At 47.1% G+C, this 19605-nt stretch carries 19 protein-coding genes; 10 read left to right on the top strand and 9 right to left on the bottom strand.

The window, feature by feature from the left end:
• From WC490_07130 to WC490_07155, 6 genes are all read left to right on the top strand, one after another.
• On the top strand, positions 1 to 351 hold a 351-nt coding region (locus WC490_07130; protein MFA5098375.1), incomplete at its 5' end, for a hypothetical protein.
• A gap of 90 nt (positions 352 to 441) precedes the next feature.
• Positions 442 to 2118, top strand: coding sequence for a hypothetical protein (locus WC490_07135; GenBank protein MFA5098376.1), 1677 nt, complete (start codon positions 442 to 444; stop codon positions 2116 to 2118).
• A 164-nt stretch (positions 2119 to 2282) separates the two neighbouring features.
• Complete coding sequence (locus WC490_07140; GenBank protein MFA5098377.1) at positions 2283 to 3338, top strand: hypothetical protein; 1056 nt, start codon at positions 2283 to 2285, stop codon at positions 3336 to 3338.
• A gap of 70 nt (positions 3339 to 3408) precedes the next feature.
• Entirely contained in the window at positions 3409 to 4644 is a 1236-nt protein-coding gene (locus tag WC490_07145) for a class I SAM-dependent methyltransferase (protein ID MFA5098378.1), read from the top strand.
• 108 nt (positions 4645 to 4752) lie between these two features.
• The gene (locus WC490_07150; GenBank protein ID MFA5098379.1) at positions 4753 to 5700 is read left to right on the top strand and encodes a ketopantoate reductase family protein; all 948 of its coding nucleotides are present in this window, start codon (positions 4753 to 4755) and stop codon (positions 5698 to 5700) included.
• Between the two features lie 59 nt (positions 5701 to 5759).
• The gene (locus WC490_07155; protein MFA5098380.1) at positions 5760 to 6998 is read left to right on the top strand and encodes a TldD/PmbA family protein; all 1239 of its coding nucleotides are present in this window, start codon (positions 5760 to 5762) and stop codon (positions 6996 to 6998) included.
• Positions 6999 to 7023: 25 nt separating this feature from the next.
• On the opposite strand, the gene WC490_07160 is transcribed toward WC490_07155, so the two are convergent.
• Genes WC490_07160 through WC490_07185 form a run of 6 tightly spaced genes read right to left on the bottom strand, consistent with a single transcriptional unit; the run spans position 7024 to position 11462 of the window.
• Positions 7024 to 7197 (bottom strand): hypothetical protein, encoded by a 174-nt coding sequence (locus tag WC490_07160; protein MFA5098381.1) that lies wholly within the window; start codon positions 7195 to 7197, stop codon positions 7024 to 7026.
• Entirely contained in the window at positions 7194 to 7703 is a 510-nt protein-coding gene (locus WC490_07165; GenBank protein ID MFA5098382.1) for a DUF6036 family nucleotidyltransferase, read from the bottom strand. The genes WC490_07160 and WC490_07165 overlap by 4 nt, the downstream gene beginning before the upstream one ends.
• Positions 7704 to 7715: 12 nt before the next feature.
• Positions 7716 to 8576, bottom strand: a complete 861-nt coding sequence (locus WC490_07170; GenBank protein MFA5098383.1) for a methylenetetrahydrofolate reductase — start codon at positions 8574 to 8576, stop codon at positions 7716 to 7718.
• Positions 8577 to 9218, bottom strand: a complete 642-nt coding sequence (locus WC490_07175; protein ID MFA5098384.1) for a methylenetetrahydrofolate reductase C-terminal domain-containing protein — start codon at positions 9216 to 9218, stop codon at positions 8577 to 8579.
• Positions 9219 to 9274: 56 nt separating this feature from the next.
• Positions 9275 to 10735: a lysine--tRNA ligase gene (lysS, locus tag WC490_07180; protein ID MFA5098385.1), complete on the bottom strand. Its 1461-nt coding sequence runs from the start codon at positions 10733 to 10735 to the stop codon at positions 9275 to 9277.
• Entirely contained in the window at positions 10719 to 11462 is a 744-nt protein-coding gene (locus WC490_07185) for a type III pantothenate kinase (GenBank protein MFA5098386.1), read from the bottom strand. Before WC490_07185 ends, lysS begins: the two co-directional genes overlap by 17 nt.
• A 101-nt stretch (positions 11463 to 11563) precedes the next feature.
• Here WC490_07185 and WC490_07190 point away from each other — a divergent pair, with 101 nt between their 5' ends.
• On the top strand, positions 11564 to 12676 hold the full coding sequence (locus tag WC490_07190; GenBank protein ID MFA5098387.1) for a hypothetical protein: 1113 nt from the start codon (positions 11564 to 11566) through the stop codon (positions 12674 to 12676).
• 3 nt (positions 12677 to 12679) lie between these two features.
• On the opposite strand, the gene WC490_07195 is transcribed toward WC490_07190, so the two are convergent.
• Positions 12680 to 13606: an RluA family pseudouridine synthase gene (locus tag WC490_07195; GenBank protein ID MFA5098388.1), complete on the bottom strand. Its 927-nt coding sequence runs from the start codon at positions 13604 to 13606 to the stop codon at positions 12680 to 12682.
• A 144-nt stretch (positions 13607 to 13750) separates the two neighbouring features.
• A complete protein-coding gene (locus tag WC490_07200; GenBank protein ID MFA5098389.1) occupies positions 13751 to 15196 on the bottom strand; it encodes an FAD-binding oxidoreductase in 1446 nt (481 codons plus the stop codon).
• A 71-nt stretch (positions 15197 to 15267) separates the two neighbouring features.
• Here WC490_07200 and WC490_07205 point away from each other — a divergent pair, with 71 nt between their 5' ends.
• The 3 genes from WC490_07205 to hisG all read left to right on the top strand — a co-directional run bounded on the left by WC490_07205 (position 15268) and on the right by hisG (position 17713).
• Complete coding sequence (locus WC490_07205) at positions 15268 to 16161, top strand: phosphatidylglycerol lysyltransferase domain-containing protein (protein ID MFA5098390.1); 894 nt, start codon at positions 15268 to 15270, stop codon at positions 16159 to 16161.
• Positions 16162 to 16428: 267 nt separating this feature from the next.
• Positions 16429 to 16653 (top strand): GxxExxY protein, encoded by a 225-nt coding sequence (locus WC490_07210; protein ID MFA5098391.1) that lies wholly within the window; start codon positions 16429 to 16431, stop codon positions 16651 to 16653.
• 184 nt (positions 16654 to 16837) lie between these two features.
• Entirely contained in the window at positions 16838 to 17713 is an 876-nt protein-coding gene (gene hisG, locus WC490_07215) for an ATP phosphoribosyltransferase (GenBank protein MFA5098392.1), read from the top strand.
• A 74-nt stretch (positions 17714 to 17787) separates the two neighbouring features.
• Here hisG and WC490_07220 read toward each other — a convergent pair.
• Positions 17788 to 19605 (bottom strand): hypothetical protein (locus tag WC490_07220; protein MFA5098393.1); only part of this gene is annotated, 1818 nt, incomplete at its 5' end.

The raw sequence follows: 19605 nt of genomic DNA on the forward strand, positions 1-19605 counted from the left end.
CTGGCCGGGATGGCAGAAGCTGTAAGAGAAAGCGGCGCAGTTAAAATATTAGTGACCAATTCCATAAACGACTTCGAAACAAGAGGAATGACAGCCGCCGACATGGGGTCAACATTCCTGGATACCATAAGACGGCGCGACAGCTCTCCGGGACAGGATCACGATTATCTTCACCACATAATTGCCAATCAGCCCGGGTCAGAATATATCTCACCCGATGGGTTTGGGTATCTGCAGGCAGGAGATCTTGGGGTTCTTGGAATAGACAATATCTTGGCCCCTTTGGCCGTGGCAGGAACTCCTTATTACGATAACGAGCTCCTTCTTAAACTGATCTGCGGCTTGATATGATTTCTTTTGCCGCTGCAAAAAAGTGAAATTTCATATTTTTCCTTACGATAGATTAGCGTAAGCAACTTTTTTGATCCAAGGAGGGGAAACATGGCAAGACCGGTTAGTCCGCTGGCGACCACAAGACCGCAACCTTCGGCTCTTTTGTCAAGGAGTGTAATAGCAGACAGGTTTTTTAATCCTGCAGGCCAGTTGAGTCCTTTAAAGAACGGAACTTCAGGGCACAGAGGTTTGGTAGGCCCGGGGTTCGCAGATCTTCATGTGGCCGCAATGACCCAGGCCTGCGTCAATTTGCGCGCAAGCGCGGGCAGGTTCGGACCAATGCTATCTCCGGAATACGAAGCATCTATTGCGGGAAGACCGCTGGGCTCCATCTTTCTCGGAAAAGATGTAAGGCATGTTTCTGACTTTGCTCAGAACACCGTATGCGAGGTCCTGGCAGGGAATGGACAAAGGGTCATAATAAACTCTCAGGGACGGCCTACCCCGACCCCTGTGATCTCTTTCATGATCTTGTCCCAGAATCTAAGGAACATGCTTGGAGATAACAGTCTGGCAGAAGGAATGATCGACACTGCTTCCCATAACGCACCTTCGAACGGAGGTATTAAGACCAACGGTTTCAATGGAGGGCCCAATGTCAACACCGCGCCTATAGATGAGCTCGGCAATGCGCTTATGGCAAGCCCTGAACTTATCAATCGTATGCCATATGCAGAAGCGCTGGAAAGAGGACTGATAGTCGAAATGGACATGATGAGCCCGTATGTCGAGGCCCTGTCAAGGGTCGTTAGAATGGACCTTCTCAAGGGAATGCGGTTCGGAGCAACCCCGCTGGGAGGTTCGGGAATAGGCTATTTTGAGGCAATTAATCAGAGATACGATACCAATATAAGCGTACTGCTTGGCGAAGCTGATCCGGAAGGCGCGCAGAAAGTGTATGACTGGGACGGTGAATTAAGAGGCGATCCTTCTTCATGGCATGTGATGCAGGTGATCAAAGGTCAGAGAGAAGCGCTGGGAGTGCCGTTTCTGGGAGCTCTTGACAACGACGCTGACCGGTTTGGAGGAGAGGATGCCACCGGACTGTTGACCCCGAACCAGATCCTCTGCGTGCTGGCAGACTATCTGTCAAGCGTTAGAGGCTGGCCGACCAGCATGCGGATCGGCAGAACTATAGGGACCACTCACATGCTTGATGCCATAGCAGGCTCATACGGCAGGACCGTTCATGAGACCAATGTCGGTTTTAAGTACTTCGTTGACGGCCTTTTTAACAGAGGATATGTGATAGCGGGAGAAGAAAGCTCCGGATGTGAAACTCCGGCTCTTGACGGGTCGGTCTGGGTAACTGAAAAAGACGGAATAGCCGCAGTGTTATTGATGATGGAAGCAATAGCCCATACCGGCAAAGATCTCGGCACTCTGTATGCCGACCTTGTCAGCCGTTTCGGGCCATATCCTTATACAAGAGAGGACACAGCACCCTCGGAAGAAGTGGTCGGCCTCATAAGGCAGCTTTCTAAAGACCCGAGCGGTGTTTCCGCAATGCTCCCGCAAAATATTGCGGGTTCTTCGATTTCGCAGCTGCTGGTCGGCGACGGCATCAAAATAGTGCTTGCCAACGGCGCCTGGATATTAATAAGGCCGTCAGGGACTGAACCAGTGGTCAAGAACTATATGGAAGCTCCGCGGTTCGAAGATCTTGATCCTGCAAGAAGATTGATGGTTGAGGCATATCATCATCTGGGATTGGGAGAGTTTTAAAAAGCAATTTCGTGGGAGTTCACCCCCTCTTCCGGCGCGCCGTAATACGGAGCACGGAATACCCCCAAGTTGGACTCCCACTATTTTTTTGCCCGATAAGGTCTTTTGTGCAAAACAGACTTAAGATTCAAGTGAAATCCTGAACAAAATTTGACGATAGATACATGAAGGGGATTTTGAAGGATCAGCCCGCAGAAAAAAACAAAGGAGGTCCCAAGATGGTTTCACCAACTGCAAGGCCCGTATCGAGAATTGTAACGACAACGGCCCCTTACGGAAGTCCATGGATGATGCAAGGCAGACCGGGCGCTGAAACTCTCGTTCTTAATCGCTTCCCGAGAGACATAGTGCTTAGTGGCTTTATAACCGAAGCTGAGAGACACAGCAAAAGTAATACATGTCCTTCAGGAATGGGAGCGTATTTTGATGCCCTCAAACCACTTGAGGCTGATGTTGATTTTAATTACGAACTTCTAAGCGGCGCCAGCCCAAAGGCAAGGGGCTGGATATTGGACGGTTTAGCCCGCCCAGGTCAGACAGATGCAGGTATTGATCTTAACCCGGATGTGATGGAAAAACTGGGAGCAGAAACTATTCTGACCTCGCAGTATTGGGGAATAGATACCCCCGATTATGTGGCGCTTGCCCTCCTTAAGGGCAACAAACTAAATGCGCTGAGAGATCTTGTTTTGAACCCCTTAAGTGGAGATTCTAGATACCATCATTTGTGGAACACCGAGGGGCTGGATACGCTTCGGCTCAAAATGATCATGGGTATGACCGATCCGCAGCTTATGTCATTTGTTAACAGGCATACCTCTCTGGGCGGGCTTTATGTTCGAGAGGGATTAGTCGGAAAAATGCCGGCTGTCCTGGACCAAATTGAAGCAACCCGTGTAGGCAACTATAATCAAACTGAGCATGTTTTGCGTTCAATGTTAATAGCTGACAAACCAAAAGCAGTTGATGTATTCGGACAGTTGGGAAGATCAACTCAAATATCCGTTATAAATAGTTGGGCTGTATACTGCTGGCAAAACCGGGCGAGCGATGTTAACCATGACGGAATAGAAAAAGCAACACCCGATCTTTTAGCGTTAGCAGGAGATAATGCAGATATCCATAAAATGGCTGGGAACGGTACGCTCAATTTAGTAGGCAACTGCATACATTCTGCACTGGCTGCATACATAGGAGCCCATACCTCTGGAATAAGATAACTGTTTAGAGAGGTCCATATTTTTAGCTGAGCTTTAATGTTAGGCCTCTCTAGGAACAGAGGACCCGATCATGACAGGAGCCTTGTCATATCTTAATCACTTAAGTATCGGCTTTAACCGGGCCTGCAATTCTCCCGGGGCGCTGTTTCCGGGCAACACATCTGTTTTATCCCGCCTTGGCGCAGCCGCCTTAAAAACGCTGAATTATGCAATGGTACCGTTAAACCCTCTCGGCCTTCGCACAGAAGCATGGCAGAGAGCGCTGGTCTGCCCATCTGTCATTACACAGGAACAATCAGGAACCGCCTCGGACTTTTTCGAGGCTTTTTCTAACCCCGCCGCAAACAGCTTTGTCAGGCAACTGATGTGCAAAAACTATTCCGCAGCCATAATGACGCACCATCCGCAGGCAGACAGCCTTAACCCTGATTCTATAGAAGCAAGGAACCGGGTCCTGGTCAATTCTATCTTTCAAAGGATCGGAGATATAAGCAAAAGCCCCCATTTTTTGTTCGACATTATCACCTCTATGAGCCGAAAATATTCCCCCCGTGATGCGATCTGGTTCCCGGAATTCGATCAGGCATATGAAGCTTATAAGCATTTGAGCAAGCCGGCAGCAAGGGACAGACTCCTTTTCCCTTTTGTGTCCGGGAACAGCCTGGTAGATATAGGCTGCGGCGGAGGCGATCTGGCTGCCAGGTTCAGGGACAATCACTCTGATATACTTACTGACGGAGTCGCCGGCATTGACGTACTTGACTGGAAGACCCCCGGTCTTGACATAGATTATCATGTGCTTGATTTTTCAAGAGAAGGCGCCTTTGCTCCAAGGTCTTATGATACGGGCATGCTTCTGGCGGTCCTTCACCACGCAGGAAAGACGGACAACGAACTGAAGACCTTTCTTACGGGGGTGGGCACGGCCGTTGATCAGCGTTTAATAGTTGAGGAAGACTCAATAATAACGGAAGAGGACTTGTCAATTCTAGCCCGGTCAAATGTGGCGGGAATTAAAGAGTTTGAGCGGACCCGCTATGAACAGCCCGCCTTTAACAAGTTCCTGGGTTTTGATCACAGCACCCAAAAAGCCATGATAACTATAATAGACCTTTTAAGCAATGCTTTATCCGTAGGCGTTCCCGAGATGGCCTTCCCTTTCGGTTTCAGAAGCATTACAGAATGGAAAGACCTCTTTGCCTCCTGCGGATTCGATCTTGAAAGAATAAAAGTCCTAGGGTTCCAACCGGGCAACTTTAACCAGACAAGCCATGTGCTGTACATTCTTAATAAAAGCACCTTTTGACGACTACGACAATAAACTTTGCTATTTTGTTTTTAATTTTAGCTTTTGAATTTGTTTAGGATTTAGAGTTTGGGATTTAGTATTTAATATGGTATTATGTCCCCCATAATGAAGATCCTCATCTACGGTGCCGGCTCTATAGGATGTGTTTTTGGTGGATTCCTGTCAAAAGCGGGAGAAGAAGTGGTGCTGCTGGGGCGCCCCGCCCAGATGGAGGCGATAAAGGCAAAGGGACTGCGGATAGACGGCATCTGGGGACTCCATGAAGCGGGGGATCTGCTTGCCTATTCCAACAGCGAACATCTCAAAGAGGACCACGCGGGCACCTTTGACCTCATCCTGCTAACGGTTAAGTCCTACGATACAGTAGCCGCACTGGCCGATATAGTGAATATCGTTAACAACAATACCATTGTTCTGTCCCTTCAAAACGGCCTGGGCAACATAGAGGCTGTTTCAAAGGCTGTAGGACAGGAACAGACCCTTGGGGGCAGGATTATTTTTGGAGCGGAAACCGCTGTGCCCGGAGCGGTAAAAGTGACCGTTAGCGCAGATGATGTCGTTATCGGAAGGATAAGCCCGAATACTTCCTTAGAGAAAGTCGAAGAAATAGCATCCCTCTTTTCCTTTGCCGGCATCAAGACCAGGACAACTCCGGAAATAGTTAAATTTATCTGGGGAAAGGTCATTTACAACTGTGCGCTCAACGGCCTGGCCTCCTTACTTAACATCAACTACGGGCAGCTGCTGGACTCCGAACACACAAAAGACATCATGAGAAGGATAGTGGGCGAGGTCTATCTTATCGCCCAGAAAAAGGGTATTGCGCTGAAGCCCGCGACCAAGGAAGAATACATAAAGACCCTTTTTAACCGCTTAATTCCGCTTACTTCCTCCCACAGGCCCTCCATGCTCCAGGACATAGAAAAAGGCAAGAAGACCGAGATAGACGCTCTGAACGGCGCCATCGTCAGGATGGGCAAAGATATTGGTGTTCCGACCCCGACAAATCAATTGATATCAGAATTGATAAAATATAAAGAGGTAAGGCATTAACCCAGGTAGGGGCAGGTCGCGACCTGCCCCTACAAAAACCCTCATGTTATAATAACCCCATGCCAGATTTTACTGAAACCTTTGAAGAATCCTCGTCCTCCACATCCATAATCCTTGAAGACGGCAAGATAGACAAGATAATAACCGGTGCAGAAGCCGGGACCGGCATACGCACTATAAAAGGATGGGAAATAGATTATAGTTATGAAAATGCTGGGGGTTTGCGGCCGGATGCCCAGACCGGACCATCGATAGACTCCAGGATCTCGCTGCTCCACAAAGCCGACAAGGCGGCAAGATCGGCAAGCAATTTGATCAAGCAGGTCACGGTGTCATACGGGGATAAAACACAACTCATTAAGGTCAAGAACTCTGACGGTGTCAATAGATCAGATTCGAGATCGAGGACCCGTTTTGTGATCAATGTGATAGCGGAAAAAGACGGGGTGATACAGACAGGTTATGAAACATTTGGAAATTGTATTGTAGGGACAGCTCGCGAGCTTCCCCTACCCAACCTGGGGACCATCGAATCCCTCGCTAAAAAAGCGGCGGAACGGGCTATCATGATGCTTTCTGCCCCGCACGCCCCTTCGGGAGAGATGTCCGTCATAATAATGAGCGAGGCCGGAGGGACATTGATACACGAGGCTTGCGGCCACGGGCTCGAAGCAGATTTCATTTATAAAGGGATCTCGGTATATGCGGGAAAGCTCGGACAAAAGGTCGCATCAGAGCTGGTCACCGTTATTGACGATGCCACCATCCCAAATGCCTATGGCTCCTTCGGCTGCGACGACGAGGGAACCCCTTCACAAAAAAAGGTCCTCATAGAGAACGGGGTGCTGAGAGGCTATATGAGCGACATCTATTTTTCTAAACTGTTGGGAATAAAGTCATCCGGGAACGGCAGGAGAGAAAATTATACCCTGAAGCCGCATCCCAGAATGACGAACACCTATATTGAAAAAGGAAAAACCGATCCAAAGGAGATAATATCCTCAATAAATGAAGGGCTTCTGGTAAAGAAACTCGGGGGAGGCCAGGTAAATGTTACCAACGGGGATTTTGTCTTCGATGTCCAGGAGGGATATCTGGTAAAGGCAGGAAAAATAGAGACCCCTGTAAGAGGCGCCATGCTGATAGGGAACGGACCAAAGATACTTGAAGAGATCGACATGGTGGGGAATGACCTCAACTTTATAACCGGGACCTGCGGAAAGGGCGATCATGCTCCCGTAACGGATGCGATGCCTACGGTCAGGATACCTCAAATAGTGGTTGGAGGAAGAAATTAGAGCTTGTGTTCTGTGCTTCTGTGTTCTATCTGCCGCTCCTCAATTTCTCAATAACGACCTTGCTTTTGCGCGGCATAAAATAGCACAGAAATCTGCTCATCTTTTCGAGCCATTCCAGTTTTTGCTGCGGGGATAATTTCTTGTATTCGTTTGCTTTTTCTTTGGAATAAACATAAAACAAACCTTTTTTTTTCATCATTTTGCCCCGTATTTTTTCAACGCTTCAATATCTGCAAGATCCTGCGGTCTTCCAGCGATCTTCTTTAGCTCGATCAAGTCCTTCATGGAAATAATCGGAACTTTTACGCCCCAAGATTCAATTACTTTTCTTCTTTTATACGCTCTTTCAAAAGCAATGTAATTTTCGGTCATTACATCAATAACAATATAAGGATTATCAATATCCCAAAAAGAAAATACTTTCATGTTCTTTTTTCTTTTCCATTCATTAACTTTGACCGGATCCGCCAATTCCCTGGGATCCACAGGAACTTTTGGCTCCAATCCGAGCTCTTCAACAGCGGAAACAAACTTAAGCAAATTGCTTTTGTCCATGGCAAGCATTATATCCATATCGCCCGTGGCCCGCTGGACACCATGAAGATTTACAGCTATGCCTCCTATCAAAAGATATTTTATCTTTTTTTTGTTGAGTTTCTTTATTATGTCTTCATAATAAAGTTCTCGATGGTTTTTATTTTTCATAATATACAGGATCTATAGCTCCGCGATAATCTTTTTCACCACTTCTGCATCATTCATCGTCATAAAATGGACTCCGTCGCAGTAAGGCTTAAGTTCTTTTATCGTTTCAACAGCGATTTGGATGCCTTCCTGTTTCGACTCTTTTGAACTTTGCATTCTCTTAAGCACTTTATCCCCTACTTTAACCCCGGGGACTTTTTCTTCCATGAATTTTGCCATTTCAAAGGTCCTGAGTGGAAATATTCCCAGAAGCAATTTCATTTTGAGAGTTGAAGTCTTTTCTTTGAATTTCTTGAAACCGTCTATATCATAAATAACCTGCGTCTGAATAAACTCCGCCCCCGCATCCAGCTTTTTCCTTAATTTCATTATCTGAAGGTCGATCTGTTCGCTGTTGGGGTTAACCGTTGACCCGAGACTAAATGAAGGATTTCCTTTAAGAGGAGACCCGTTCAGGTCCTGCCCTTTTCCCATTTTTCTGATAAGGTCCAGGAGCTGGACCGAATCCAGCTCGAACACGGGTTTTGCCAGGACTTTTCCGTCCTTTATGGGATAATCCCCTGTTATTGACAGGATGTTCCTTATCCCAAGCGCATAAGCAGCCAGGACATCGGAAGAAAGCCCCATAGAATTGCGGTCGCGGCAGCACATTTGAAGTATAGGATCTATACCTTCGTGTATAAGTTTGTGGCACAGCACAATAGGGTTCATCCTCATGACGGCTCTCTGATTATCCGTCACATTGATAGCATCAACGATCCCTTTTAAGCTTACAGCCTTGCTTATAGCATCATCCGCATCAACGCCTTTGGGAGGAAAGATCTCTGCGGTCAGGATAAATTTCTTTGAGGCCAGGGCTTTCTTGAAGGACATTTACATCTCCGTCCTGTGGGGTCGAAGAGCCTTGGACCAGTCTTTGACAGGTTTAAAGTCATTTATGTCTTCAACTCTGTTAAGCTGTTTTAGCCGCTCGTAAACAAGCGCCCAGGCACAGTCATTTTTGGGGTCAACCTCGCATTTGCCCTTTGTCGAGCCGCCGCACGGGCCGTTCAAGGTGTTCTTGGGACACCTGGTCAAAAGACAAATGCCTCCGGTCTTGTCCAGCTGGCACTCCCCGCACATAGTGCACATTTCGTAGAACTTGCCGGCTCTGTATGTCTTGGCAAGGAACAATGAGTTAAGCGCCGGAAAGACCGCCTTGCCTACTAGAGCTGCCACGGTCTGGACCCCCGCTCCGCAGGACATAACAAGAAAAGCATCCGCTTCATCAAGCTGTTTCTTATGGTTCAAAAACTCTTTGCGGCAGAGGCGCTCATCACATGTGGATTCAACTACGGCAGTTCCCGAGATCTTTTTCCCGTCCTTTTTCAGCCTTTCCGCCATTTCCTTGACCTCGGCTTCTCCCCCTGTTTTGTTGGAGGTAGCGCACAACCCGCAGCCCACAACAAAAATGCTTTTGGCGTCCTTTAACATCTCAAGTATTTCTTCGTACTTCTTCTGTTCAGTTACTATCATCTTTTTCTCCTTCACCCCTCTCCCTCTGGGAGAGGGGAAGGGGGTGAGGGTTCTATTTATGCAACCGGCCTCATGTGCGGGAACAAAAGGACTTCCCTTATCGAATGCGAATCCGTCATCAGCATGATCAGCCGGTCTATCCCTATGCCAAGCCCTCCCGTGGGCGGCATGCCATATTCAAGGGCCCTGACATAATCTTCGTCCATGGATTCAGTTTCTTCGTCACCGGCTTTTTTTAGCTCCATCTGTTTTTCAAACCTCTGCTTCTGGTCTATTGGATCGTTCAATTCCGAAAAGGCATTGGCCATTTCCATGCCCGCAACGATCACTTCAAACCTTTCCACCAGCTTTGGATCATTTCTCTTCTTCTTTGCCAGAGGAGAGGTCTCTATGGGATAGTCTGTTATGAATGTGGGCTGGATGAGATGCTGCTCGACGAACCTGTCGTACAGTTCGTTTATGAGCTTGCCCTGCCCCATTTTACTGGCGTCATCAACGCCCCTGTCTTTTGCGAGCTTCACCAGCTCATCATGGCCCAGGTCTATGTTTATTCCGGCAAACTGCATCAGGGCGTCTTTCAGAGTGATTCTTTTCCATGGTTTTTTGAAATCTATTTTCATGCCCTTAAAGGTCACTTCTGTGGTGCCAAGCTCTTTTTTCACGGTCGTGCTGATCAGATCTTCCGTCAGTCCCATTATGTCATTGTAATCGGCATAAGCCTGATAGATCTCCAGCATGGTGTATTCGGGATTATGCTTGAACGACATGCCCTCGTTCCTGAAGACCCTGCCAAGCTCAAATATTTTTTCAAAACCTCCGACAATGAGCCTTTTGAGATAAAGTTCGGGGGCAATGCGAAGAAAGAGGGGCATGTTAAGCGCGTTGTGATGGGTCTTAAAAGGCTTGGCCGCGGCTCCTCCCTGAAGGACATGCAGTATGGGGGTCTCCACCTCAAGGAACCCTTTATCCTCAAGAAACCTCCTGATGCCGGAGATCACCCTGCTCCTTAAAACAAAGATCTCCTTGACCTGTCTGTTAACAATAAGGTCGACATACCTCTGCCGGTACCGGAGTTCCGTATCCTGAAGGCCATGCCACTTTTCGGGGAGCGGGTGAACTGCCTTGGTAAGGAGAGTAAGTTCTTTTACCTTGACAGAGACCTCTCCGGTCTTGGTCTTGAAGATCCTGCCCTTTACGCCGATAAAGTCTCCCATATCGGTCTTTTCAAATACGGCGAACTGTTTCTCACCCACATTATCAAGCCTTACATATATCTGTATCCTGCCGGCCTCATCCTGGATATGAGCAAACGCCGCTTTGCCGTGCCCGCGCCTCAAAACTATTCTGCCTGCAAGGCTGTATTCTCTCTCGCTCTCCTGCTCTTTCTCAAGGGTGGCATATTTGGCCAGGAGCTGCGCCGAGTCGATATCTTTGTCATAGTTGTAGGCAAAGGGCTCTATGCCCTCGCTCCTCAGCTGTTCTATTTTTTCTCTTCTTACCTTAACTTCTTCCGCCATTTATCTCCCCTATCATTCTGAGCCCGATCAGCGTCAAATTTGGCTCTACTACATCGATTATATCAGTTTTATCCGAGATTATGCCGGCAAGTCCCCCTGTGGCAATGACCTTTGCCCCCTTCCCAAGCTTTTTACGGAAAAGGGCCACCATTTTCTCGGTTATTCCCACATACCCCCAGAAGATCCCGGATCTCATCGCTGATACCGTATCATCCCCTATCACCTTTTTTGGGAACTTAAGGTCTATCAGGGGCAGCTTGGCGGTTTTTTCGTGGAGAGAAGACCTTGACAGGTTTACTCCCGGAGCGATCGCGCCTCCAAGATATGCCCCGTTTTTATCGACCGCACAGAATGTTGTCGCGGTGCCAAAATCTATCACTATCAAAGGCTTCCCATACTGCCTCCGCGCCGCGTACACATTGACCAGCCTGTCCGCCCCGATCTCCTTAGGTTTTTTGAGCTTGATGCCCATAAGCCCCCTAAAGGTGCCTGCATTAACAAAATACGGCCTGACCCCGAACAACTGCTTAACGATCTTTGCCATCTTCTTATCTAAAGAAGGGACTACGCTTGAAATGACTGCCCGTGAAATCTTGTATTTTCTAAAATTGGACATTGGATATTGGAAATTGGACATTGTTTCAAATCGCAGCGTCTTAACCAGGGTTTTACCGTTAAAGATCCCGGCAACTGTATTTGTATTCCCTATATCTACAGCAAGCAGCATTATTGAAAAATTATAGCATTATTATATCTGGCTATAAGCCTTTCTCCCCTCCTGAAATCCTCCGCCCTTAATTGCGATAAATGTATAAGAGAAGACACATTATGGCAAGAACAACCCTTATGCCTCACAGCGACAGGACAAATATCTGGAGAACACAGATAGGGCTTGGCATCGGAAGAGAGAGGCTTTTGCATGTTAGGCAGACAGTAAGCAATTATCTGGCTCTTAGAAGCTGCGAGGGAGAGCGTTTTTGGAATGCCATACTGCCTGAAAACAGAGCTTACGAGAGTAGAAAAACCTATCTCGACCTCATGTCATGGCTCTTTGACGAACACCGTGTGCTTGACTGGCAGCAGCAAAGGGACCTTGAGGCCGGCATTCGCCTGCATGATATAGGCTACGCCCGCTCAGCCGGAGCCGATCATCCCGAACAGGGTTATGAAGTGCTGAGGGACCCGGAGATACAAAAGGAACTGGGACTTTCTTCTATTTATGACATGGACACGGTCCTTAATATGGTTAAATATCACGGTTTATTCTCGGATGTTGGGTTTTTATACAGGCCCGATATGATCTCCTCATTCAATTTTCCTACCAGGATCTCGCTTGCGGTCATGGGCGCTCTGGATTCAACAGCAAAGCCCTTAAAGGAAGGAGGTTTTCACAGCATGCTTTTTTCCAGGCTCCTGAGAAGATACCAAAAGCTGCTCGAGAACCCATCTATAACATTCGAGGAAAAGCTGCAGCAGCTTTTCGGCCCCATGAATTATGTCTGGCTTGAGGATACCCATGCCGAAGCTCTTACTGCCGGGATCGAGGAGGAGGGGCTCAAAGGGGAAAGCGGTTTTGAGGCTTTAGCCGGAAGGACCTACTTTCGCTGCTGGCCTCTGCTGAAAGACCTGATAACTCCGCAAATTGAATTCGCTTCGTCATTTTATACTCCGGTGGACCCGTCCCATATTCCGCATCTGGTTTCATTTTTGATGGTGATGGCCCGTCTTCTGGGAAAAGCCGCTCCCCAAAATGATGTCATGGTAGATACCGCATTCAATTATTTTGACTTTTCTTTAAGGCCTTCCTATCTTGCTTCTTTAAGAAAAGACCTTTCCGACCCTGCCTCGGAACTCGGCCAGATAGATGACTGCACCTTCGGATTCGGGAACCAGAAAATCAGCTTTTTAGGCGACCAAATACTGTTGGATCATTCACGATAGACCTTAAGAACTCTTCCAGTCCGGTTTTTTTTCTAATCTGACCTGATTATCCCGGACAGGATGCTGGAACCCCAGGAAGAACGAATGCAGCATCATTCGTTCCGATCTGTCTTTCTTAAGCCCGTAAATGGTGTCTCCGACTATAGGGTATCCGGCGTGTGAAAGATGGACCCTTATCTGATGGGTCCTTCCCGTCTCAAGCTTAAGATCAAGCAGGGTCTTGTCTTTATAACGCTTGAGAACCGAGAAATGCGTGACGGCCGCTCTTGATTTTGATCTCCTGTGTTTTTTTTCGTTGTCGCTCTTTTCTTTTTCGGTCTTAAGTTCTATTACCGCCATCTTTTTCCTGTCCGACTGGCTTCTTCCTATCGGCGCTGACAGTGTTCCTTTGTCCTCTTTGACAACGCCATGGACCATGGCAAGATACCGCTTTTCAACTGTCCTGTTCTTAAAGGCGTTGGAAAGAACGCCGTGCGCATTATCGTTTTTCGCTATCACAATAAGCCCTGAGGTCTCTTTATCAAGGCGGTGCACTATCCCGGGCCTCTCAACCCCGCCTATTCCGGAAAGGTCCTTGCAGTGGGCTAAAAGAGCGTTCACCAGAGTGCCGCTCCTGTGCCCCTGCGCAGGATGAACCACCATCCCGGCGGGCTTGTTGATTACTATCAGGTCTTTGTCTTCATAGATCACATCCAGCTCTATCTTTTCGGGAAGCACTTCCGTTCTTTTGGGTGCCGGTATGTCCACTTCAACCGTATCCTCATGAAGAACCTTGCGGGCTGCTTTTGCACAGACTCTGCCGTTCAGCCTGGCAAAGCCCCCGGCAATAAGCTTTTGGATCCTGTTCCTGCTTGCGGCAGGCAGCTTTTTGGCAATGAACTGGTCAAGCCTGTAATGTTCGAACTCTTTCGGCACTTTGTATTGGCGCATGTTATAATCCTAATATAATCATACTCTAAGGGAGAAATAAATGCGAGAGAGAGAAAAAGAGCTCAAGAGAAAAAGAAAAAGAAGAAAAGAAGCCCTAAAGAAGAAGAGAAGGGACAACAGGCTTAAAAGGGCTGTCTAAAGAGTTCAAACCTTTTGATACGGGAAGATATTGTCCGGTCCCAGTATTAAGAACGGATCCAGGTCTCTTTTGACCTTTATCATCTCATTAACGCCATTTTCGCCGTACATCTCTTTAAGGTAAGCGTGTTTTAGTTTTCCTATGCCGTGTTCCGCGGATGCCGTACCGCCAAGGGACACGGCCTTTCTGACAAACTTTATATAAAGGTCTTTAACCGCCCTAAATTCCTCTTTCGATTTTGGCAGCATATTAACATGCAGATGGCTATCGCCTATATGACCAAATATCAGATTGTCGATCGCACAACTGCCGAGGACATCCCTGTAAAAACTGAACATCTCCCTGAACCTGTCATGAGGCACCGCTATGTCTGTGCCCGCTTTGGGATACCCCCTCTTTTTGACGACCTCGTTCACCGCTTCAGGCATGGAGTGTCTTATATCCTTAAGTTCCTTTTCCTTTTCAGGAGTTTCGGCTGTCCACACATCGTCAAGGGATACTCCGTGTTCTTCAAGAAGCGCCCCCCACTTTTCAAGGTATGCATTCTCTTTTTGTGATGTTATTTCTTCTTCAAAGAACACAAGGGCCCTGGTCTTGGCGGGGATCGCCGGGTGCTTTGTCCGCAGCAGTACGATCGCGTTCTCGTCAAAGTACTCGACCGCCAAAGCATCAAGGCCTGCGGGGTCCTTCTTTTTTCTGCTTTCGAAGGTTTGCTTTTTTATATCACCCACAAAGTCAAGCGCTCTATACTCATCTTCAAAGAACGCAAAAGCCGCAAAAACAAAACCAACCTTTGGCAGCAACTCCAACTCGGCCTCGACAATAACCCCGAGAGTTCCTTCGCTTCCAATGAACAGGTCGATCAGGTCCATTCCAGATCTGGAATAATATCCCGCCGCATTCTTAATCTCCGGCATTTTATAATTGGGCATTGGACATTGGACATTGGACATTGGACATTTCTTCCCTCTCTTTATATCTATTGCCTCTCCACTGCTCAATACAACCTTTATTCTGTTAACATACTTCCTCGTTGCTCCATACTTAAATGTGCGTGCTCCCGACGCATTTGTGGCAATATTGCCTCCTATGAACGCTGTCCATTCGGTTGCATCCGGGGGATAAAAACACCCGAGACTTTCCGCTGCGGCGTGTATCTCTGTTATCGGTACTCCGGCCTGGACAGTTATTGAACCTTTTTTAAGGTCCAATATTCTGTTCAACCTGTCCGTGGCAATGACCTGCCCCGCAAAGGGAAGCCTGCCTCCTGTCACGCCTGTGCCCCCTCCGGATACGGTTATCGGTACTTTGTTCGCAGCTGCTGCTTTGAGAACCTGGTTCACCTCATCATAGTTTTCGGGAAGGAACACTTTATCCGTATGTGCTCCATTGAGCCCGGAAGCGTCCTCCAGGTATGGTTTTATGAGGTCCTGTTCATTTTTGATGATCATTTCCAGCCGCTCCATCTAATAAGCCGTTTTACCGCTGCCATTCTATTATCTCATGGTAGAATTAATTTAGGATGCAAATTCCCAAATACCCTCTGTTAAAGTCCCTCGAGCTTTCCGACAAAGCCCTTATTGAGAGCTATTTTGCCAAACACCCTTCAGGTCTTTCCGAATACACCTTTGCCAATTTTTTTGCCTGGCGCAGATTTGACCGCTCCGAGCTGACCATGATAAACGGCAACCTCTGTTTTCTTGTGAATGCGCCCGACAGGAACCGCTACTTTATGATGCCATTCGGGAACACTGACATGGAAGACACTCTTATAAAATGCCTTGAAACGGCGCCAAAGGTGGTGCGTCTGCCGCTGGCCTTTGTAGAGCAATATGCAAAGGACAGCAGCCGCTTTGCCGTAGAAGAGGACCCTGACCAGTTCGATTACATCTACCTGTCCGGGGACCTTATGGAATTGAAGGGAAAGAAATACGACGGAAAAAGGAACCACATTAACTATTTTTTGAGGTCCGACTCTTTTGCTTACGAAAGAATGTCGGAAGAACATTTTGAAGAGTGCTGCCTGCTCAACGATGCCTGGTGCAAAGAAAAGAAAAGAGAATCGGAGCTGTTCCCCAATATAGAGTGCGAAGCGGAGGTCGTTAAGGAGACGCTGCGCAATTTTAGAGCGCTGGGGCTTACCGGAGGGGTGATCTTTGTTAACGGCAGGATAAAGGCTTTCAGCATAGGTGAAAAACTGACCGAGGATACCGTGGTCATCCATATAGAAAAAGCGGACCCGGCGATCCGCGGACTATCTCAGCTGATCAATAGAGAATTTGTAAGGAACGAATGGTCTCATTTCACCTACATCAATCGCGAACAGGATATGGGGCATCCGGGACTCCGAAAAGCCAAGTTGAGCTACCATCCGGTCAAGCTTGAGAAGAAATACAATATATTCCTCAAAACTTAGATTTCAATGTCTCATAAAGTGATCTTTTTACTTTTGTATCTGCATATCATTGTCCCTAATTTATCACTAATTGATCTATCCCTAATTACACCAATGGAATGATCCCTAATTGCTCCAATTAACACCAATAGCCCGAAAGGCACAGGCCACTCGACTCTCTTCATTAGCCCGGGGCAGCTTGCACTAAGCGGAGCCAACGAAGTGAGCGTAGTCGAGGTGGCGGGAAAATTGCTGGGAGGAATTGATAGTGAAAGGGGGTGATAAACCATGGCATCTGAAGCAAAGCTTATTTATCCGGAATTGAGCTATAAACTGGTTGGGATATTATTTAAGGCATACAACAATCTTGGGGGAGGTTATCAAGAGAAGATATATCAATCAGCGGTTAGAAAAGAGCTCAAAAGCAACAAGATCAACTTCATGGAACAGGTAGGCATTGACTTGAAATATCGGGATAATAGTAAGCATGAACAGGAACGGCATCTTCTTTAAGCGCCTATTAAAAGGCTATTCTGTTCATTAGCTTGCTACATAAGTGTTATTAGGGGAAATTGGAGCTATTGGGGATATACCTATTCGTGTTATTCGGGATATATCAATTAGTGATAGATTCGTGTAAAATTACTTCTATCACTCTTTCTCGTAAGATGTTAAAATAGAACAAAGGAGCCAATCGATGCCAAACAAACTAAAACTCGGCCTCCCCAAAGGAAGCCTCCAGGGATCGACCTTTGAACTGTTTGAAAAGGCCGGTTACAAGATAAAACTGTCCTCAAGGTCTTACTTCCCGGTGATCGACGATGAAGAGATAGAAGTAATGCTGATCAGAGCTCAGGAAATGGCACGATATGTGGAAAGCAAAGTGATTGACTGCGGTCTTACCGGAACGGACTGGACCCTTGAAAGCGGCTGCAAGGTTGAAAAAATAAAGGATCTCGTCTACGCAAAACAGGGCCTGCGCAAGGTACGCTGGGTCCTGGCAGCGCCAAAAGGATCGGCTATCAAAAGCGTAAAAGACCTCGAAGGTAAAAGAGTTGCGACGGAATTGGTGAACATCTCGGAACAGTACTTCAAAAAGAACGGGGTTAAGGCAACGGTTGAGTTTTCCTGGGGCGCGACCGAGGCCAAATGCCCGGAACTCGCGGACGCGATAATAGAGCTGACAGAAACGGGCAATTCATTAAGAGCGAACAATCTGGAAATACTGGACACGGTGCTTGAATCAAACACTATCTTTATTGCCAATAAAGATGCTTTGTCCGATAAGTGGAAAAAAGAGAAGATAGGCAACATCCTGCTCCTGCTGGAAGGCGCTCTTGTTGCCCAGACGCTCGTCGGGCTTAAGATGAATGTTCAAAAAGGCAAACTGGATAAGGTCCTGTGCTGCCTTCCTGCACTAAAGAACCCTACGATCGCCGAACTTAGCGACAAGAACTGGGTAGATGTGGATACGATAATCGAAGAAAAGACAGCGAGAGATCTGATACCCAGGCTGAAAGCCGCCGGAGCCGAGGGAATCGTGGAATATCCGCTGAACAAGGTCATTTACTAGAGCTGAAGGTAGCCAAGGGTGTAGGGTCAAGGGTATAGTAGACGGTTTTCCGGCTTGACCCTTGCCCCTTGACCCTAATCAAGCACTGCTATCTTACCCCTCCCCAGCACCTTAGCCCCTGCCACTATCCTGAACGGGTAGATCCCGTTGCCGACCGTTGAACCAAAGTCATCTTTCCCATCCCACTCAACCTCGTTATACCCTGCTTTCCCTCCCATGCTCCCGGTTAAATAACTCCTCTTCCACACCAGCGCTCCCCTTACATCAAAGATATACACCAATATATTGCTGTCCACGGTCAGGTTATATGTTATCTTTGTTGTCCCTGCCGTTGTATTGAATGGATTCGGGTAATTAAGAGGTACCCCTATTATCTCAGCTTCCGACCCTGCTCTTACCTCAAGGTCGGTTGCTTCATATGTTGCCCAGTTACCAAGATAATCCGATACCTCTATCTTAAGGTCATACTTGCCAGGTACCAGTTCGTTCTTAACTTTGAATGTGAATATGCCTGTGGTTGAATTATATGAATCTGTAGAAGCATCAAATGAGGCATATGTATACAATGTTGAGCCAAGGGTTATCTTAAGATTATTTATATATACTCCCCCAACAGTTCCTGAGCCTGACAGTTTTGCTTTAAGTGTGGGAATAGAATTAATGGTATCTCCTGACACCACTCCTGCCTCGTTTATTTTGACATCAGAAATAACAGGTTTGGTGGTGTTTAGATCGTAGATGAGGACGCGGTTGTTAGATGCGTCGGCAATAAATAATATCGTGCTATCGCAATCAACACCAACGGGAAAATTCAGTGTTTTAGATGATGGATCTCCTCCCTGGTTCGCTGAATTTGAGCTCATATCACTTTGGCCGATAACCATATTTGCAGACATATTATTTGAGATAGGGACAGTATTATAAACAAGCAGTCTATGATTCTCTGTATCAACAACGAACAATCTGCCATTATTAATTCTTAAAGCCCTCGGAGCATTTAATGTGTTTGACGCGGCACTGCCTCCCTGATTTAAAGAATGTGATGTCATATCGGTCTGTCCAATAACAACATCAGCAGAAGCATTATTTGCTGTAGGAATATTGCTGAACACCAGGACCCTGTGATTATTTCTGTCTGTTATGAACAACTTGCCGCCGCTGCTTAGAACTCCGGAAAGATAATAAAGACTTCTTGCCGAAACACCTCCATTGTTCGCGGTTGAAGAGGTCATATCCGGCTGCCCAACAACAACATCGGCAGCAGCATTATTCACTGCAGGAAGGCTATTGTAGATAAGAACTCTGTTGTTTTCAGTGTCAGCTATAAATAATTTGTTGCCATCATAAAAAAGTCCATAACAATACGAATGGGCGCTTGCAGAGGGACTGCCGCCCTGGTTCTTTGCTCTTGAAGTCATATCCGACTGGCCTATGACCACATCAGCTGAAGCATTATTTGATACAGGGATTGTATTAAAGATAAGGACCCTGTAATTACCCGCGTCCGAGATAATAAGTTTTGTCCCATCGGTAAAAACATCTATCGGATAGTAAAGCGTATTTGCTTCAGGCATTGCCCTTCCCTGGTTTGCGGAATTTGAGACCATATCCGGTTGGCCGATCACTACATCAGCGTTCGCGTTAGCTGATGCGGGGATGCTGTTGTATATCAACACCCTGTTGTTAAAATAATCGGCAATGAACAGTCTGTTCCCGTTAATAACTCCTCCATGCGGGCTATACAGGGTGTTTGCAGTGTGTATGTCCGACTGATTGATCTGATTATGCGTCATATCCGGCTGGCCGATGACAAAATCGGCAGGAGCGTTATTCGATGACGGGATGCTGTTATAGACCAGCACCCTGTGGTTCATCCTGTCGGAAATGACCAG

This window comes from Candidatus Margulisiibacteriota bacterium, assembly GCA_041650635.1.
Lineage (GTDB): Bacteria > Margulisbacteria > WOR-1 > JAKLHX01 > JBAZKV01 > JBAZKV01.

Excerpts from the sequence above, each read along its gene's own strand:
- WC490_07150 (MFA5098379.1), top strand. The coding sequence starts at position 4,753 with ATGAAGATCCTCATCTACGGTGCCGGCTCTATAGGATGTGTTTTTGGT.
- WC490_07210 (MFA5098391.1), top strand. The coding sequence starts at position 16,429 with ATGGCATCTGAAGCAAAGCTTATTTATCCGGAATTGAGCTATAAACTG.
- WC490_07200 (MFA5098389.1), bottom strand. The coding sequence starts at position 15,196 with ATGATCATCAAAAATGAACAGGACCTCATAAAACCATACCTGGAGGAC.
- WC490_07140 (MFA5098377.1), top strand. The coding sequence starts at position 2,283 with ATGAAGGGGATTTTGAAGGATCAGCCCGCAGAAAAAAACAAAGGAGGT.
- WC490_07170 (MFA5098383.1), bottom strand. The coding sequence starts at position 8,576 with ATGTCCTTCAAGAAAGCCCTGGCCTCAAAGAAATTTATCCTGACCGCA.
- WC490_07145 (MFA5098378.1), top strand. The coding sequence starts at position 3,409 with ATGACAGGAGCCTTGTCATATCTTAATCACTTAAGTATCGGCTTTAAC.
- lysS (MFA5098385.1), bottom strand. The coding sequence starts at position 10,735 with ATGGCGGAAGAAGTTAAGGTAAGAAGAGAAAAAATAGAACAGCTGAGG.
- WC490_07160 (MFA5098381.1), bottom strand. The coding sequence starts at position 7,197 with ATGATGAAAAAAAAAGGTTTGTTTTATGTTTATTCCAAAGAAAAAGCA.
- WC490_07190 (MFA5098387.1), top strand. The coding sequence starts at position 11,564 with ATGGCAAGAACAACCCTTATGCCTCACAGCGACAGGACAAATATCTGG.
- WC490_07155 (MFA5098380.1), top strand. The coding sequence starts at position 5,760 with ATGCCAGATTTTACTGAAACCTTTGAAGAATCCTCGTCCTCCACATCC.
- WC490_07165 (MFA5098382.1), bottom strand. The coding sequence starts at position 7,703 with ATGAAAAATAAAAACCATCGAGAACTTTATTATGAAGACATAATAAAG.
- WC490_07205 (MFA5098390.1), top strand. The coding sequence starts at position 15,268 with ATGCAAATTCCCAAATACCCTCTGTTAAAGTCCCTCGAGCTTTCCGAC.
- WC490_07195 (MFA5098388.1), bottom strand. The coding sequence starts at position 13,606 with ATGCGCCAATACAAAGTGCCGAAAGAGTTCGAACATTACAGGCTTGAC.
- hisG (MFA5098392.1), top strand. The coding sequence starts at position 16,838 with ATGCCAAACAAACTAAAACTCGGCCTCCCCAAAGGAAGCCTCCAGGGA.
- WC490_07135 (MFA5098376.1), top strand. The coding sequence starts at position 442 with ATGGCAAGACCGGTTAGTCCGCTGGCGACCACAAGACCGCAACCTTCG.
- WC490_07175 (MFA5098384.1), bottom strand. The coding sequence starts at position 9,218 with ATGATAGTAACTGAACAGAAGAAGTACGAAGAAATACTTGAGATGTTA.
- WC490_07185 (MFA5098386.1), bottom strand. The coding sequence starts at position 11,462 with ATGCTGCTTGCTGTAGATATAGGGAATACAAATACAGTTGCCGGGATC.